This is a genomic window from Amycolatopsis sp. NPDC041971 (assembly GCF_055588925.1).
In genome coordinates this window covers 586,737-603,435 of record NZ_JBVJCE010000002.1, presented here as the reverse complement: position 1 = coordinate 603,435, position 16,699 = coordinate 586,737, and the positions used below count along the sequence as shown (strand labels likewise).

Annotated in this window: 9 protein-coding genes, 1 tRNA gene and 2 pseudogenes; 7 read left to right on the top strand and 5 right to left on the bottom strand. The window is 67.1% G+C overall.

The genetic code is table 11. The features are described 5' to 3' along the window. Nucleotides 1–36: 36 nt before the first annotated feature. The 4 genes and pseudogenes from ACZ6DT_RS07920 to ACZ6DT_RS07905 all read left to right on the top strand — a co-directional run. On the top strand, nt 37–5,799 hold the full coding sequence (locus tag ACZ6DT_RS07920) for a type I polyketide synthase (RefSeq protein ID WP_465590327.1): 5,763 nt from the start codon (nt 37–39) through the stop codon (nt 5,797–5,799). Nucleotide 5,800: 1 nt separating this feature from the next. Further along, complete coding sequence (locus tag ACZ6DT_RS07915) at nt 5,801–6,241, top strand: acyl-CoA thioesterase (protein ID WP_465590324.1); 441 nt, start codon at nt 5,801–5,803, stop codon at nt 6,239–6,241. Then, complete coding sequence (locus ACZ6DT_RS07910; protein ID WP_465590322.1) at nt 6,235–6,774, top strand: flavin reductase family protein; 540 nt, start codon at nt 6,235–6,237, stop codon at nt 6,772–6,774. The genes ACZ6DT_RS07915 and ACZ6DT_RS07910 overlap by 7 nt, the downstream gene beginning before the upstream one ends. A 176-nt stretch (nt 6,775–6,950) precedes the next feature. Then, a pseudogene (locus ACZ6DT_RS07905) lies at nt 6,951–7,321 on the top strand (transposase); the annotation flags it as partial. Between the two features lie 669 nt (nt 7,322–7,990). Here the strand turns inward: ACZ6DT_RS07905 and ACZ6DT_RS07900 are convergent. Beyond that, entirely contained in the window at nt 7,991–8,665 is a 675-nt protein-coding gene (locus ACZ6DT_RS07900) for a group II intron maturase-specific domain-containing protein (protein ID WP_465590319.1), read from the bottom strand. Between the two features lie 17 nt (nt 8,666–8,682). On the opposite strand from ACZ6DT_RS07900, the pseudogene ACZ6DT_RS07895 reads away from it, so the two are divergent. After that, nucleotides 8,683–9,912: pseudogene (locus ACZ6DT_RS07895) on the top strand (IS3 family transposase). A gap of 150 nt (nt 9,913–10,062) precedes the next feature. Here the strand turns inward: ACZ6DT_RS07895 and ACZ6DT_RS07890 are convergent. From ACZ6DT_RS07890 to ACZ6DT_RS07880, 3 genes are all read right to left on the bottom strand, one after another. Further along, the gene (locus ACZ6DT_RS07890; RefSeq protein WP_465590316.1) at nt 10,063–11,106 is read right to left on the bottom strand and encodes a replication-relaxation family protein; all 1,044 of its coding nucleotides are present in this window, start codon (nt 11,104–11,106) and stop codon (nt 10,063–10,065) included. Nucleotides 11,107–11,109: 3 nt separating this feature from the next. After that, nucleotides 11,110–12,294 carry a hypothetical protein gene (locus ACZ6DT_RS07885; RefSeq protein ID WP_465590314.1) on the bottom strand — a complete coding sequence of 395 codons (1,185 nt, stop codon included), beginning with the start codon at nt 12,292–12,294 and terminating at the stop codon, nt 11,110–11,112. Between the two features lie 279 nt (nt 12,295–12,573). Next, nucleotides 12,574–12,660 (bottom strand) — tRNA-Leu (locus ACZ6DT_RS07880). Between the two features lie 1,388 nt (nt 12,661–14,048). Between ACZ6DT_RS07880 and ACZ6DT_RS07875 the strand changes: the two genes are divergently transcribed. Beyond that, nucleotides 14,049–14,540, top strand: coding sequence for a hypothetical protein (locus tag ACZ6DT_RS07875; protein WP_465590311.1), 492 nt, complete (start codon nt 14,049–14,051; stop codon nt 14,538–14,540). 163 nt (nt 14,541–14,703) lie between these two features. Here the strand turns inward: ACZ6DT_RS07875 and ACZ6DT_RS07870 are convergent, their stop codons facing one another. Then, a complete protein-coding gene (locus ACZ6DT_RS07870) occupies nt 14,704–15,270 on the bottom strand; it encodes a YncE family protein (protein ID WP_465590308.1) in 567 nt (188 codons plus the stop codon). A 184-nt stretch (nt 15,271–15,454) separates the two neighbouring features. Here ACZ6DT_RS07870 and ACZ6DT_RS07865 point away from each other — a divergent pair, with 184 nt between their 5' ends. After that, complete coding sequence (locus ACZ6DT_RS07865; RefSeq protein ID WP_465590305.1) at nt 15,455–16,699, top strand: cytochrome P450 family protein; 1,245 nt, start codon at nt 15,455–15,457, stop codon at nt 16,697–16,699.

Sequence of the window (16,699 nt, the reverse complement as noted above, 5' to 3'; positions counted from 1 at the left end):
GTCCTACTTTCCGCGGAACAGAAAGCTGCGTGCAGCATGACCCCACACCGGATCGCAGTTGTCGGCATCGGACTGTGCTATCCCGACGCGGGTTCGCCGACCGAACTCTGGGAGAACGTGCTGGCCGGGCGCCGGGCGTTTCGGCGAATTCCGAACGAGCGGTTGAACCTGGACGACTACTACGCGTCCGATCCGTCCGCGCCGGACCGGATGTACTCGACGAAGGCCGCCGTCCTGCGCGACTTCCACTTCGACCGGGTCAAGTACCGGGTCTCCGGTAGCACCTACCGGGCCACCGACATGACGCATTGGCTGGCGTTGGAAGTCGCCGCGCAGGCGCTGGCCGACGCGGGGTTTCCGGGCGGTGAAGGCCTGCCTCACCAGACCACCGGAGTGGTGCTGGGCAACAGCCTTGGCGGCGAGTTCGCGCGCGCCGGCATCATGCGCCTCCGCTGGCCATACGTCCGGCGGACGCTGGCATCGGCCTTGGCGGACAGGGACTGGCACCCGGATGACGCGGCAGAGTTCCTGCAGGAGCTGGAAGAGCGGTACAAAGCACCCTTCCCGCCGGTGAACGAGGACTCCCTCGCCGGCGGACTCGCGAACACCATCGCGGGCCGGATCTGCAATCACTTCGATCTGCGCGGCGGCGGCTACACCGTCGACGGCGCCTGTTCCTCGTCCTTGCTGTCCGTGGCGACGGCGGCGCGGGCGCTGTCCGACGGGGAACTCGACGTCGTACTCGCGGGCGGGGTCGACCTGTCCATCGATCCCTTCGAGACGATCGGATTCGCCAAGACCGGGGCGCTGGCCACCGGCGAGATGAAGGTGTACGACCGGGATTCCAACGGGTTCTGGCCAGGTGAAGGTTCCGGGCAGCTGGTGCTGATGCGCGAACACGACGCGATGGACCGCGGGATGCGCGTCTACGCCACGATCGCCGGCTGGGGAGTTTCCTCGGACGGCCGAGGTGGGATCACCCGGCCGGAGGCAGACGGGCACGCCCTGGCGCTCTCCCGCGCGTACGCCAGGGCGGGGTACGGGGTGGAGTCGGTTTCGTACTTCGAGGGGCACGGCACAGGTACCGCGCTGGGCGACACCACCGAAATCGCCGCGCTGTCCGCAGCGCGGCGGGATCATGGCCCCTCCGCGCGCCCGGCAGCGCTCAGCTCGATCAAGGGGAACTTCGGGCACACCAAGGCCGCCGCGGGAATCGCCGGGTTGATCAAGGCATGCCTGTCGGTCCACCACCAGGTCATCCCCCCTGGCACCGGGCAAGCCGAGCCGCATCCCGGCTTGCTCGGCGACACGGCCGCGCTGTTCGTGCCATCGAAACCGCTGCCGTGGCCGTCGGAGGAGAACGTGCGCGCCGGGGTGTCGGCGATGGGCTTCGGCGGCATCAACACCCACATCGCGATCGAGCAGGTGCGAGGTGGCCTCCGTCGCGCGGAACTCGACGCGCGGACCATGAGCGCCGCCGCCGGGCGGCAAGACGCCGAGGTGCTGCTGTTCGACGCGCACGATCCGGCGACCCTGCGCGCCCGCGTCGCACAGGTACACGCGATGGCCGGAAAACTCGCGTCCGCCGAGGTGGCCGACGTCGCGTTCACCCTCGCCGTCGAGTTGACCGGAGGCCGTTATCGCAGCGCGGTGGTGGCCGGTGCGCCCGAGGACGCCGAGCGGAGGCTGGCAGTCCTGCTCGATCTGATCGATGCCGGCGAGACACACGCGTTCCAGCCACGCGAGGGTGTGTTCCTCGGAACCGCCGCAGCACCTCCGCACATCGCGTACCTGTTCCCGGGTCAGGGCTCCGGGAAGGGAACCACCGGCGCGCTCCTCTGCCGGTTCCCCGACGCGGCGGAACCGTTCGCTACCACCACAGCTGTTTCCCCGGCCTCCGATCGACCGGCGACCGAAGTGGTCCAGCCGAGGACGGTGGCGGCGTCCGTAATGGCACTACGGGTACTGCGCGGCCTGGGAATCGAGGCGCAGACCGCGGCCGGGCACAGCTTGGGAGAGCTCAGCGCCCTGCATTGGGCCGGTGCGCTCGACGCGCATCAGGTGGTCGGGCTCGCCGCCGTCCGCGGCGAAGTCATGGCGATCGCGAGCCGCGGTGCCGGGGCGATGGCGAGTATCGCGGCCGGGCGGGCCGTGACCGAGCGGCTGCTGCGCGGCGACGAGGTGGTCATCGCCGGGTTCAACGGACCCGGCCAGACCGTCGTGTCAGGGCGGCGGGACGCGGTCGAGCAGGTATGCGCCAGGGCCGTCGAATCGGGTATCGCCGCGGCGACGGTCAATGTGTCCCACGCCTTTCACTCCCCCTTGATGGCACCCGCCGCAGAAGCGTTCGACCGCAAACTCGACGGCTTCGCCTTCGACCGGCCGAACCGCAAGGTCGTCTCCACGGTCACCGGCGACGTGGTGGAGCCTGACACCGACCTGCGTCGCCTGCTGCGGAAGCAGGTCGTCGAACCGGTCCGGTTCCACGAGGCCGCGGTGAAGGTCTGCGCCGACGCCGACCTGGTTCTCGAACTCGGACCGGGGCGGGTGCTGGGCAACCTGGCCGCCGAAATAGTTCCGGACAAGCCGGTGCTGTCACTCGACACGGACAGCACTTCCTTGCGGCCCTTGCTGCGCGCGGTCGGCGCGGCCTTCGTCCTCGGCGCCGACCTGAATGTCGACGCGCTGTTCTCCGGGCGAGTTGTACGCCGGTTCCCGCTGGACGGCGGGTTCACCTTCCTCGCCAACCCTTGCGAGCAGGTTCCCGAATCGGCGACCGGCCGAGTCGTCATGGCCGACGACGCCGGCCCGGAGCCGGTGGACACCGCGATGCGGGGAGAGGGCTCCACACTCGACGTGTTGCGCAAGCAAATCGCGGGACGCGTCGAACTCCCGCTTGAGCTGATCGGCCCGGACACGCGTCCACTCGACGAGCTGCACCTGAGTTCGATCACGGTGGGGCAAGTCGTCAACGACGTCACCCGTGAGCTGGACCGCCCCGCGTTGTCGGCCACGACGAACTACGCCACGGTGAGCCTTGGCGAGCTGGCCGCGTTGATCGACCAGCTCGCGGAAACGGCACAGGGCGACGACGCGGTCGCGGGCGAGGTGCCTGGGGTCGCGCCGTGGGTGCGCGCCTTCCAGGTCGGCCACATCGCAAGAGACACGCCGGTCCCCGCGGCGGCGGCCGGGCGTCCCGGGACCTGGAAGGTTTACGCGACCGAGGGGCATCCGCTCGCCAAACCCCTGCGGGACGCGCTGGAAGCCGCATGCCTGGGTGATGGCGTGCTGCTGTGCCTGCCCACGGAGACCGACGAGTCCTCCCTCGAACTCGCACTCCGGGCGGCGCAGGGCGCACCGGCCAACACCCGGTTCGTCGTCGTTCAGCACGACGCGACCGCGAGCGGCCTGGCCAGAACGCTGTTCCTGGAAGCCGTCTCCGTACCGACGACCGTGGTCATCCTCGCCGAGCCGTCCATCGCCCCGGAAGCGGCGATCCGGCTCGTGACCGCGGAAGTCGCCGCCACCACCGACTACTCGGAAGTGCGTTACGCGGCGGACGGGACCAGGACGGTGCCAGAGCTGACAGTCACCCAGCTGTCAGCCGACGGTCCGCATCCCCTGTCGTCCGACGACGTCATGCTGGTCACCGGGGGCGGCAAGGGAATCACTGCGGAATGCGCGCTCGCCATCGCCGAGGACTCCGGGGTGAGTCTTGCCCTGCTCGGCCGTGCCGACCCGGCGGAGGACGCCGAGCTTTCGGCGAATCTGGAACGTATGGACCACGCAGGGGTCCGCTACCGGTACCTGCGCGCCGACGTCTCCTCGCCCTCAGAAGTCGGTGCGGCCGTCCGCCGCTTCCGCGCGGAACTAGGCGAGGTGACGGCGATCCTGCACGGCGCCGGGCAAAACGTACCGAAGGCGATCCGCTCGCTGACTCCGGGGGACCTCCACGCAACCCTGGCGCCGAAGGTCGCCGGCCTGCGCACTGTGCTCGACGCGGTCGACGAAGACCGCATCAAACTGCTGGTGAGCTTCGGCAGCATCATCGGCCGAGCCGGTCTGCGCGGTGAAGCGCACTACGCCACGGCGAACGACTGGATGTCCGAACTGACCGCGGAGTTCGGGCGCCGCCATCCACGAGCACGCGCGCTCGCCGTGGAATGGTCGGTCTGGTCGGGCGCGGGAATGGGCGAACGGCTAGGGGTGGTCGAGGCGCTGATGCGCGAAGGAATCACCCCCATCGCCGCCGAGCAAGGCGTCGCGGTCCTGCGGCAGATGCTGCGGGACCCCGCCGCGGGGCCGGTGCTGGTGGTGTCGGGCCGGACCGGTCGGCTGCCGACCCTCCCGGTCCCTCGTCCGGAACTGCCGCTGCGGCGCTTCACCGAGCGGTTGCTGGTCCACTACCCCGGAATCGAACTCGTCGCCGAGGCGGATCTGACGGCAGGCAGTGATCCGTACCTCACCGACCACCTGCTCGACGGTGACCTGCTCTTCCCCGCGGTGCTGGGTATGGAGGCGATGGCGCAGGCGGCGGCCGCGGTGAGCGGCCAGGCCGGCACACCGACGCTGGAGGACCTTCGGTTCCTGCGTCCGATCGTGGTGCGGCCGGGCGGTTCCACCACGATCCGGATCGCCGCGCTCGTCCGCGACCAGGAGACCGTGGAACTGGTGATCCGGAGCGACGAGACCGGGTTCGGCGCGGACCACTTCCGTGCCACCGTGAGGTATCCGCGCCCCCGCCTCACCGCCGACGCCGATCCTCTCGACCTGCCGCTGGTGCCAGCCGATCCCGCGACCGAGTTCTACGGCCCCGTGATGTTCCAGGGCAAGCGTTTCCAGCGGGTGCTCGGGTATCGGCGGGCCGCTGCCCGGCACGCGGTCGCGGAGGTCGCGGTCCGCCCCGGGGAGTCCTGGTTCGCGCCGTACCTGCCGCCGGAACTCGTGCTGCCAGATCCCGGGGCTCGCGACGCCGTCATGCACGGGTTGCAGTGCTGCGTTCCCGACGCGACCTTGCTACCGGAGGGGATCGATCGGCTGTATCTGGCCGATCCCGGCACCCACGGCTACGACCGCGTCGTCCTGGACGCACACGAACGCTTCCAGGACGGTGACACCTACACCTATGACATCGACGTCCGCGACGTACGAGGCACGGTGATCGAACGTTGGGAGGGGCTCCGGCTCCGCGCGGTGCGGCGTCGCGAGAGAACCGGTCCTTGGAGCCCTGCGCTGACTGGAGCGCACCTGGAACGCTCGCTCGAGCGGGTGCTCGGCGGCCGCCGCACGGTCGTGCTGGAACCCGGCCCCGCGGCAGCGGACCGGCGCGCGCGGACCGCCCTCGCGCTGAGCAGGGCGTTGGGGCGTCCCGCACGGATCTGCTACCGCCCGGACGGCCGCCCCGAGACCGAGGGAGCGCTGGTGTCCGCGTCGCATTCGGGCGAGCTGACCCTGGCCGTCGCGGGTGCCGAGCCACTGGCGTGCGACGTCGAGACGGTGCTCGACCGCACTGAACAGGACTGGGCGGGATTGCTGGGACAGGACGGACTCGCCGTGCGGGACCTGCTGGCCAGGGAATCGGGCGAAGCCGCGGCCGTGGCGAGCACGCGGGTGTGGGGAGCGGTGGAGTGCCTGCGCAAAAACGGTGTGGCTGACCCGAAGGTCACCGTGGAGGCTGCCCTGCCCCACGGCTGGACGGTGCTGTCCGCCGGCGACGCGCGGATCGCGACCTGGGTAACCACGATCGTCGGCGTCGAGCGACCAGTGGTGTTCGCGGTACTGACGGAAAGGACCCGATGACATGGCTGGCTACTTCGAACTGCGGCACATCGTGGGATTCGAGGAGACGAATCTGGTCGGCAACGTCTACTACGTGAACTACCTGCGCTGGCAAGGGAGGTGCCGAGAGATGTTCCTCCACCAGAAGGCGCCGACGGTGCTCGACGAGCTACGCGCGGACCTGAAGCTATTCACCCTCAAGGCCGAGTGTGAGTACTTCGCGGAAATCACCGCGTTGGACGAACTGTCGGTGCGGATGCGCCTCGACGAACTCACCCAGACACAGATCCAGTTCAGCTTCGACTACGTCGTGTTGCTGCCGGACGACCGGGAGGAACTCGTCGCACAGGGCCGCCAGCGCATCGCCTGCATGCGGGGTCCGAACACCGAGACGGTCCCCACCCGCGTCCCGGCGGCACTGCGGGAAGCGCTGGCACCCTACGGCGGGAGTGGCCCGTGCTGAACGAACAGAGCACCAGCCTGACGCCTGCTTCCACCGAACTGTCGGCAGGTTCCTTCCGCGACGTGATGTCCCGGTTCGCCACCGGCGTCACGGTACTGACGACCGGCGGCGAACGTGTGCACGGTATGACCGCCAATGCGATCACCTCGGTGTCACTGGAGCCGCCGATGCTGCTGTGCTGCGTGGCCCGCACCGCTGTGATGCACGAAGCGATCACCAGCACCGGCGCGTTCGCCATATCCGTACTCGGCGCCAGGCAACGCGAACTGGCTAAATACTTCTCCAGTACGAACAGGCCACTCGGAGAGACACAATTCGCCGGTATCGACTTCGTGCCGGGTCCCCACACCGGCGCGCCCCTGCTGATCGGGGCGCTGGCCTGGCTTGAGTGCGAGCTGAACATCGCCTACGACGGCGGAGACCACTCCATCTTCGTCGGCGGCGTGCGGTCGGCTGTCCGCGGTGTGGAACGTGACGCGCTGCTGTTCTTCGGCGGCGCGCTCGGCCCGGCCAGCCCACCGGCCGCGAAATAAGTGGCTGAGCTGATATCGAAACCGGCGAACAGCACGCGGACGTGCCAGCTTATCTGCTAGTACGGCAGCCGCAGTGTGTGATGTGGCGGCGTGTCGTGGCGTGAAGACGGCCACCGCGTGATCGACTTCAAGGTGTGTTGGATCTCGAAGAAGACGCGGTGGCCGCGTCGTGGACTGTGGTAGATGATCGTCTCGCTCGGTGGCAGGCTGGGTTCGATGACGCGTTCGCGCTGGTAGCGGCGCGTTTCGCGTAGGCGGACTCGCGGCGGCGGGCCGGGATGTATGTGCTGGGGCTGCTGTCGCAAGCGGAGCGGAAGAACTCGTGAACGCTGGTCGAGCAGGCCGGTGACCTGACCCCGGACGGTATGCAGCGGTTGCTGAACTTCTATCGCTGGGACGCCGACGTGGCACGCGACGACGTCCGCTCTTATGTGCTGGGCAATCTCGGTGACCAAGCGGGATCGCAGTGGCCGATGAGACGGGTTTTCTGAAGAAGGGCACCAAATCCGCCGGTGTGCAGCGGCAGTACTCCGGCACCGCCGGACGGCACGACGCCGGTTCCGACCTCGAGTGATTCACCGCCGATGAGGCTTACGGTGACGATCCCGGCCTGCGCGGCTGGTGCGAACAGGCCGGGCTGAACTACGTCATGGCCATCTCCTGCGACCATCGCTTCGACACCCCGGCAGGGAAACCATGAGCCGACGACCTCGCCACCGCGGCACCATCGAAGGGCTGGCAACGTCTCTCCGCCGGCGAGGGCAGTAAAGGACACCGGCTCTACGACTGGCTGCTGATCGATCCCGCCACCCCCGGCGGGCAGCACCTGCTCGTTCGCCGCTCGATCAGCAGACCTGCCGAGCTGGCCTACTACATCTGCCACTCCACCTACCCGGTGCCGGCCGCCGAACTCGTCCGGGTCACCGGAAGCCGTTGGGCTGTCGAGGAAACGTTCCAGTTCGCGAAGAACGAGACAGGCCTGTCGGGTAGCTCCGACGCATTGCTGCGCCGGAGCCCCCTCAGAACCGGACTTGCCCGCTTTCCGAGCATCCGGCTCAAGCAGCCCCAGGGGCATACGGGTTCGATGCGGTGGGCTTCCCGTCCTTGCCGATCTGGCATCGGCAAGGAAGCATGCACGAGGTGGGTTCGATCACCGTCCGGCCCGCCGCCTTGTCCCGGTCGACTGTCGTGCACGAGGTAGTCATGCGCGATGGCTTTACGAGTCACGGTCAGCCACCATCTTTCTCACGCCTGTGGGGATTGCGGTGGCTGATCGGCGGTGAGCAACGGGTCTGTACACAGTGGACAAAAGCTGCGTTGCCGATCGAGCAGGCGCAGCGTGTAATTGTCCAGCGGGGGCTTGACCCGGCCGCCGCCGTGCGGTCCAGTAGCTGGCCAGGTCCGGATCGTCCGGAGACGCCGTTCCCGCCACCATCTGGTGCCGGACGATGTCGGTCCAGGAAAACCGGATCAGGTAAGGCACGGCACCGTGATCGTAGATACGGTCACGGGCACCGAAGATCCACCGGTCGTTCCTGACCTTGTTGAACCTGCCGACGTAGCGGTCACAGATCCACCACTTCGACTTGTTCGGGTGAGTGTGCTTGGCCCACTTGTAGGTGAGTTTCCACACGTGATAGTCCAGCGTATGAAAAGTCTTGCTGGACACCACTCCCCGGTAATAGGCGGCCCATCCACGGATGATCGGGTTGAGCCGGGCGATCACCGCCATCGCGTTCGATCCGCGCAGTCCGCGCATCTCGACCGAGAGCCGTTCCTGGAGCCGCCTCACGGCCGCAGTGCTCGGTTTGATCAGCAACTTGTCTTCCTGATAGCGGCGGACGTTGAACCCAGGATGTCCCGCCCCGGGTTTGATGGAGACATCGAACACCCGGAGGATTCACAGTCATGGCGGCACCACGGAAGTACCCCGAGGAGTTACGGGAGCGGGCTACGCGGCTGGCGGTTGAGGCCAGGCGAGATCCGGCCTCGGCCGGTGGGGCGATCAAGCGGATCGCCGGCCAGCTCGGTGTGCATCCGGAAGCGTTGCGGACGTGGGTGAAGCAGGCCGAGACCGACGAGGAGGTCAGGCCGGGCACGACCTCGGCGGAAGCGGCCAGGGTCGCGGAGCTGGAACGTGAGGTGCGTGAGCTGCGCCGGGCGAATCAGATCCTGAAGTCAGCGGCGTCTTTCTTCGCAGCGGAGCTGGACCGTCCGTCGCGATGAAGGTCGAGTTCGTTGACTCCCAGCGGAAGGAGCACGGTGTCCAGCCGGTCCTGCGGGTGCTTGAGGGCACGCCTGCCGAGATCGCACCGTCGACCTACTACGCCGCCAAGACCCGTCCCGAGTCCGCCCGCGCGGCATCCGACCGGGTGCTGGCCGAGAAGATCGAGCAGGTGCATGAGGACAACTACAGTGTATACGGGGCAAGGAAAATCTGGGCCGAGCTGAACCGCCGCGGCGTGGTTGTGGCCCGGTGCACGGTTGAGCGGCTCATGCGCGAGAACGGGCTTCGCGGGCTGCTGCGGGACAAGTCCCCGCGCACGACCAAGCCCGCCGCCGAGACCGGGCGGCCGGGTGACCTGGTCGAACGCGACTTCACCGCCACAGGACCGAACCAGTTGTGGGTCGCGGACCTGACCTACGTCCGCACCGCCGACGGCTGGGTCTACGCCGCGTTCATCCTGGACGTGTTCTCCCGCCTGATCGTCGGCTGGCAGGTCGCCACCAGTCTCTATACGGATCTGGCGCTGGACGCGCTGCAGATGGCGATCTGGCGCCGAGCCGACGGCGCCGACCTGGCGGGCCTGGTCCATCACAGCGACCGCGGAGTGCAGTACCGGGCGATCCGCTACACCCAGCGGCTCGCCGACGCCGGAGCGGCCGCATCTGTTGGCAGCAAAGGAGATTCTTACGATAACGCAATGGCAGAGGCATTCAACTCGTTGTAAGGCCGAACTCGTCCGCAACAAAGGTCCCTGGCACGGCCTGGACGACCTGGAGATCGCGACCGTCGAGTACATCGACTGGTACAACAACCGGCGCCTGCACGGCGAACTCGGACACCTCCCGCCCGCCGAGCACGAGGCGCTACACGCGATGACCCACCCGATCACCGCAACCCTGGAAAACAGCTAATCCAGTCTCCATCAAACCCGGGGCTTGACACCATCGTGTTCAAATCGGCACCTGAACCACCCTCACAACCCAAGCGCGTCGAGGAGTCCACGGCCGCCGACCGCAGCAATCCGCGCCACTCAGCGTCTGGAACCGACTCGAGGTGCTTGATCACCGAGTGCGCGGCCGCGGGGTTGACCCGGACTCCTTTGGCGAGCTTGCCCTCCTTGAAGGCGTCGTACGCCTGGTGATAGACGGCCGTCGTGTTGTTCGGCCGGAACGACATCGACAGCTTGTCCTGACCGTAGAACTTGAACGACTGCCCGTGGTCGATCGGAACGAGACCACCCTCTCCGGTCCGGAGGACGTTGCCGGCGTGCGCATCGTGGTTTCCCAAGGCCCAGCTCGCAACGTGCAGGCCGACGATGTCGTCGACGTCGGTCTGTGGCCCAGCGCGCACACGCGATCCTCGGCGAGCGCCAGGCCGTGCATCGCTTGTGCGTAGGCCCGCAGGTCCGCGAGCCGGCGCTCGAGGACGTGTTCGGCGGCGCCGGACAGGACGATGAGAAGCCGTGGGAAGCGCGCGTACCGGCTTCTCCATGCGGGTTGCCCAGCCGAGTTCGGCTTTCCCGGGATGTAGTCGTGGTAATGGACGTAGGAGCGGAGCTTCTGCGCCAGCCGGGCGACGGGCATGGTCGCGCGGTCCAGCTCGATGAAGAAGGTGCGCTGCGAGCGCCGCCCGTCTTCGTCGAGGACGTAGTCGAGGACCGCGTCCGCGATGACGATGCCCTGGTGCCGTCCACGGCCGTCACGAAACCGGTGTGCGACTTCGGGAGTCCAGGACAGGGGCCCGCATTCGTCCCCGCGTCGGCGGGCCGCCGTCGTGAAGGCGAGCCCGGTTTCGACGACGTCGAGCGCATGATCCTGCAGCAGCTCCACCGCGGCCTCCCGCGGGATCCGGTACGGGCGGGCATCCACTCGCCCGGACTCCTCGACCAGTTCCGCGCCGCTTTCGGTGACGTACCAGGTCCGGGGAGCGTGGTGCCGGTGCAAACCGTTGGCAAGACCGTCTGTTTGAAGGGCGAGGAGCTTGTGCTGGACAGTGCGAATCGGCGTCGTCGGGGCGATCAACCGTCGCATCTGCTCCGTGGAGAGCATGCGGTGCCAGTAAAGAACAACGAGGGCCTCGCGCTTGAAGGGATCGAGTCGCCGCATCGGTCACCCCACCGTCGACTCGGGTGCCGGCAGCTCGATGACGGCGCCGCCCCCGCGGGATGGAGGCCGCCCGCGCCGCGAACGAGGTGCCGGCTGGTTGCCGCGCAAGGCGTCGAGGATGCGGTCATCGAGATCCTCGAGTTCATCGAGGATCTCGCCGATCGGCCTGCAGGTCAGGTGCCGATCGAGGCATCGGTCGACGTCGTCGTTCCACTCGGGGTGGAAGTGCTCGGCGAACTCGTCATCCACATGGAGACCGCGGATCTTGAACGGCGTGGTGCGCTGGCCGCCGAGCGTCACGGTGACGACGTGGTGGAATTGCTCGAGTTCGGTGATCGTCGCGGGCTGGACGAGGCCTCCGTACTCGCGGGCCACCGTCCGGGCGCCGTCGATCGCCGCGGCGCTGGTCATCAGGAGCGACTGGTTCTGCAGCAGCGCCCTGCGGGTCTCCGGCGCGAGTTGGTCGGGCATCTGGTTCATCGCGTGCAGAGCAACGCGGTACTTCCGCAGCTGTTCCAGGATCGCGGCAAGGTATCCGCGCGACGCCCCGTCGACCGCGGCGAGCTCGTCGACGAGGGCATCACACCTGCGGCGCCGATCGACCGGGGTGTCCGCCCGCGAGCGGCCGGCGCGGAACAGCTCGTAGATCATGAACGAGGTGATCAGCTTGTTCGTCTCGCCGGTACCGGTGGTGCAGACAAAGACGATCTTCCCCGTGTCCATGGCGTGGCGGACGTTGTAGGTCGTGACCGAGGAGCCGAGAAAGGCGGATAGCGTCGGGCTGGTGCGCAAGCGGTTGATGATGTTCGTGACGACCGTGGTCGCGTCCGGCGCCAGCTTCGTGAATGAATCCGTCCAGTAGCGCCGGACGCTCAGCTTCAGGAAGCGCAGGATCTCGTCACGCCAGGCGTCGTCGTCGAGGAGTGTCGGGATCTGGTGGGCGACGAGCAGTGCGTCGAGTGCCGCGAGCGGGTGGACGACGAGGACACCATGGGCAGGATCGGCCGCAAGCAGGAGCCGATCACCGGCATGGATCCCACACCGGCGCCGCACCAGGGCGGGCAGCATGAGATACGCCCTGGACGGGACAACAAAGACACCCGCCGGATGGAGATGGACCACGACGGCGCTATCGACCACGGCGATCTGCAGCGAGTCACCGGGACACCAGCCGAGTGTCTTCAGCATCGAACGATCCGACACCCGACCCGATGTATCGATCCGGGCGAGCCCGTAGTGCATCGAACCCGATCGGGGCGCCGCCGGGAGTCGTGGAACGGGGAGCCCTGCCGCGGTCGAGGAGGCAGCGAACCGGGCCGTGCTGACGGCCGACCGGGGCGGGATGATCGTGGGAACTGGCCGCTCACTCATGGCGACCACGACGTTCAGAAACTAGAAAGACCTGATCACAGCACAACGTGCTGTGATCAGGTGAGTACTTTCTGGTGCGGGAAGATTCATCGACTTTGGTGTCCGAGGGGGGACTTGAACCCCCACGTCCGTTAAGGACACTAGCACCTCAAGCTAGCGCGTCTGCCATTCCGCCACTCGGACTTGCTGATGAAGAGAGTATACGTCCCCCGGAAGGCCTGAATCAGGGGGGTACGTATCGCCACCGAGACTCACCTTGAGACCATATTTGGTTACCGTCCGACATCGTTCAGACGCCTTACCACTGATGGCAGGGGTGGAGCCGCAGGTCAGAGGCCAAAAGCGAAACGTAGCCACCTGTGACTCGCGGTTATCGCTCCTTGTGGCCGTAGATCCCACTCGACGGCGAACGGCCGCCCATAGCGCCGTCCGGCATTGCGGGTGAGTCGTTACCGGACTCGCACTTCAAATGGTCCTGTACCTGGACCGTCTGACGATGCAGCGCGACAAGCCCCTCGACCCCGGCCAACCTGAGCTGTCGGAAAGCCCAGTCGGATCGTCCCGGCGCTCCGCCACCAGTGATCCGGCTCAGGGAGCGGCGAGTGGCGATGTCGACGGCACGTCATGTGGTCCGTCCTGCTACCGGGACCTCCACTCGCACCTCACCTCGCCGGTCCGGCTGATCGTGATGTGTCTCCTCATCGACCTGCACTGGCATGAAGACGCAGTCCACCCCATCTGACGAGTCGCACGACGATTACCGTGCTTCGGTCGAGGCGCAGCCTCGCTGTCGCAACACAGAAACCCGGTTCTCCGATGAATCGTGACCCACCTCACCCGTACCGGAGACGGGATCGAATCGTCGGGACGCTTGCGCCGAACCACGGATGCCGGTACCCACCCGGCCGGTTGGTTGTCCCCCTGACCTTCCGGCCGTCACCTGGCGGATACCGGGCCGGGCTTACCGGAATGGCAGCTGTGGATCAGTCGCGTCCGAGGATGCTTCCGTGTCGTCGCAGTGGTGGTGATGGCCGCTGAGGTGGAGGGTGAGGTTCAGCCCGCAACAGATCGAGTGTCCCGGTCTCCGAACCGCGACGGCATGGTCCGCCCGGTACCCCAATCCCCCACGATCCCTGCCACTCCGGGCTCCGCGTCTTGCCTGCCTGTACTTCCGTACACGGTGGGCCAACGAACCCGGGTGATTCGACCTGACGGGCAGCGTCTCCGCACACCCGTCAGAGGAAATCGACGCATAACCGTTTCAAGTGAGCCGTGTGGCTGTTAGCGCTTTCTCCCGGCACGTCGGCGGCGACCGGCACCGGGTTCAAGCCGCACTGCCCGGCCTCCTTCGCCGTCCCTGGCCTGACGAATCCGGCACTGTGACTCGACGGCCTTGTCGTCGCAGGCGTCTGCATCGCACACTCCAATCGCTCTTCGGGCCGCGTCCGTTCACGATGGGCCTGAACGACTTCCGACCGCAGTGCGGGGTGGCTCCGTCACGAAACGTCCTTGTCAGGACGAAAATGGTTGCTCAGCGCGCGACAGCCGCGCCGTCGTGCCAGGTTTGAACGATGAGCGATTACCCAAGCCATCCCGCTTCTTCCGAGACGTCCACTGTGGCCGGCCGGGAACGTCCCGGCACGATCAACGGTGCTTTCTGGGCGTTCCTGGCCTCCGCGGTCATCGGATTGCTCAGCGCTGTTCTGGCGATCGCGAACAAGGACGCTTTGGTCGAGGCAGCCAGAGACGCCAACAGACAGGGCGGAGCCCAGCTTTCCGAAGCGCAGCTCGATCAGACCGCCACCTTGGTCATCATCTTCGGACTGGTGATCTCGACCGTGTTCGCCCTGCTGTACCTGTTGTTCGCGGTCAAGCTGCGCGCCGGCCGGAACTGGGCGCGGATCGTCCTCACCGTCCTCACGGCGCTTCAGTTGATTTCGGTCATCTTCAGTACCAACACCATTGTCGGTTACCTCAGTGTCCTCGCCGCCGTCGTCGGTGTGGTGCTGTCGTTCACCACCCCGTCCAACGAGTACATCGCCGCGACCAAGAGCGTGCGCTGAGCATCCGTCTCGACATGTCCGAGGGAGGATGTGCTGTCCCGGCTACGGGGCAGCACATCCTCCCTCGGACAACACCGTGCCCCGGCGGGCTGAGCCCGAAGCGGTGGGTTCACCAGCCGAGCGGATAACGCTCGACTTCGAGATGTGGCTCGGGGTCATTCTGCTACCGCGTCACCACGAACAGTTTCTTCTGATCGGCGGACCAGGAAAGACCACGGGGATGTACCGTCTCACCGCTGCCGAGGGCGAGGGTGTTGACGGGGGTCACGCCGCCCACTTCATAGATCACCACGTCATTGGAGTCCGTGGTCAGTGCGCCCGCCGCCAGATGCCGATCGTCGGGCGACAGCGTCACCGCGACCGGACGTGGCCGTTCCGCGTACGCTCCGCGCCGGGCCAAGTCCGCCGAGGCGAACGCCTCCAACCGGTCGCGGGCGCCCGCCGCGTTGTAGAGCGTGGCCCCGCCGGCGGTGATGTCGGCGTCGTGGAGCCCGGCGCCGACGACGTCGCCGGTGGCGCCGGTGCTCAGCTCACCGCCGGACACGCCGTACACCTGCACCATGGACTGGCTCAGTGACAACTCGCTGACGATCGGGCCGTTGTCCTTCTTGCGCTCGACCTGGGACCGCAACAGACCGTCGAGGTAGTAGGAGTATTTGACGACGTTGCCGTTGCTCCGGCGGGACCTCGATGATCTCGAAGCGCACCATACTGAGTCTCCTCGTCGCATGTCAGGCACCCTGGACGGGTTCCTCGCAACCTAGGTCGGAGCCGATCGCCGAAAATTCTCGAAGAGAATTGCTTCCGGCGCATTCGGGTGCCTGCTTCGCGCAACGTCGAAGACGCGACTTTTCGCCGCCGTTCCCTAGCGTGGGGAGTAACGGAACGAAACTTCGTCATCGCAGGAGGTCCGCATGGTCGACCGTTGCCCGTACAAACTCGACGTGACCGGTCAGGACGTGCACGGCGAAGCGAAGGCGCTACAGGAGCAGGGCTCCGGCATCGCCGTGGTCGAACTGCCCGGAGGCATCAGGGGCTGGGTCGTCGTCGGGCATGACCTGGCCGTGGAACTGCTGGCCAGCCCCAACGTGTCCAAGAACCCGCGGATGCACTGGCCCGCCTGGATCAGCGGCGAGATCGGCGCCGACTGGCCGCTGGCCAGCTGGCCCACGATGGAGAACATGACGACCGCGTACGGCGAGGAACACCAGCGCCTGCGCCGGCCGATCGTCAAGGCTTTCACGCCGAAACGCGTGCGCGCCCTGCGACCTTATATCGAACGCACCGTTCAGCACCTGCTCGACGACCTCGCCGAAACACCGCCCGGCGAATCAGTGGACCTCAAACGCACTTTCTCCTACCAGTTGCCGGCGACGGTCATCTGTGACCTTTTCGGGGTCCCCGAAGAAGATCGCGCGGCGGTGCTCCGCGGCGGCGAGAAGATGCCGGATTCGTCGCTGACCCCGGAGGAGGCGGAGGCCAACATCCGGGATTGGCACGAGCAGTTCGGCAAGCTCATCGGGGCCAAGCGGGCACACCCCATCGAAGATCTGACGAGCGAGCTGGTCACCGCCGAGGGCGACGACCGGTTGACCGACAACGAGTTGATCGGCACTTTGCTCGTCGCGCTGGGCGCGGGTTCCGAAACGGTGATGAATCTCGTCACGCACGCGGTTCTCAAGCTGCTCACGCACCCCGAGCAGCACGCCATGGTGATGGACGGCCGCGCTTCGTGGGACGACGTCATCGAGGAGACGCTTCGCCTGGAGTCCCCGCTCAACATGCTGCCGTTACGCTTCGCCGTCGAGGACCTCCACATCGGCGGGGTGACCGTCCCGAAGGGCGACCCCATCCTGATGGGGTACGGCGCGATCGGACGGGACCCCGACATCCACGGTGACTCGGCCGAGGAATGGGACATCACCCGGAGCAACAAGGAACACCTGAGCTTCGGGCACGGCACCCACTACTGTTTCGGTGCGCCGCTGGCCCGGCTCGAGGCCAGGATCGCCCTGCCCGCGCTGTTCGAACGGTTCCCCGAGATTCGGTTGGCCGTCAAACCGGAGGACCTCGACCCGCAGGGCACGTTCATCATGAACGGCCACGACACCTTGCCCGTGATCTTGACGAGGGCGCCGGTTCCGGCCACCGCCGGATGA

Coding starts and splice junctions, on each gene's coding strand:
- ACZ6DT_RS07920 (WP_465590327.1), top strand. CDS start 37: ATGACCCCACACCGGATCGCAGTTGTCGGCATCGGACTGTGCTATCCC.
- ACZ6DT_RS07915 (WP_465590324.1), top strand. CDS start 5,801: ATGGCTGGCTACTTCGAACTGCGGCACATCGTGGGATTCGAGGAGACG.
- ACZ6DT_RS07890 (WP_465590316.1), bottom strand. CDS start 11,106: ATGCGGCGACTCGATCCCTTCAAGCGCGAGGCCCTCGTTGTTCTTTAC.
- ACZ6DT_RS07885 (WP_465590314.1), bottom strand. CDS start 12,294: ATGCTGAAGACACTCGGCTGGTGTCCCGGTGACTCGCTGCAGATCGCC.
- ACZ6DT_RS07875 (WP_465590311.1), top strand. CDS start 14,049: ATGAGCGATTACCCAAGCCATCCCGCTTCTTCCGAGACGTCCACTGTG.
- ACZ6DT_RS07870 (WP_465590308.1), bottom strand. CDS start 15,270: ATGCGACGAGGAGACTCAGTATGGTGCGCTTCGAGATCATCGAGGTCC.
- ACZ6DT_RS07865 (WP_465590305.1), top strand. CDS start 15,455: ATGGTCGACCGTTGCCCGTACAAACTCGACGTGACCGGTCAGGACGTG.